This window comes from Flavobacterium cupreum (genome assembly GCF_003996965.1).
GTDB lineage: Bacteria > Bacteroidota > Bacteroidia > Flavobacteriales > Flavobacteriaceae > Flavobacterium > Flavobacterium cupreum.
In genome coordinates, this window is record NZ_QWDM01000210.1 from 1 (window position 1) to 298 (window position 298).

Below are 298 nucleotides of genomic sequence, written 5' to 3' on the forward strand. Positions count from 1 at the left end.
ATCAACAAGGTCAACAAGGTGCTCGGACGCGACATCCCGATCCTGATCATGGGAGAGACCGGCACCGGCAAGGAGTTGCTGGCCCAAGCCATCCACAACGACTCGCCGCGCGCGATGGGGCCGTTCATCGCGGTCAACTGCGCCTCGATCCCGGAGACCCTGATCGAGTCGGAGCTCTTCGGCTACGAGGACGGCGCGTTCACGGGTGCGCGCAAGAAGGGCGCGGTCGGCAAGATCTTGCAGGCCAACGGCGGCACCCTGTTCCTCGACGAGATCGGCGACATGCCGTTCAGCCTGC

1 protein-coding gene is annotated in these 298 nt (G+C 64.8%); it reads left to right on the top strand.

Features of this window, described 5'->3' with window-relative positions; translation table 11 throughout:
• A partial coding sequence (locus D0817_RS27200) for a sigma 54-interacting transcriptional regulator (protein WP_161568492.1) occupies window positions 1–298 on the top strand: 298 nt, incomplete at both ends.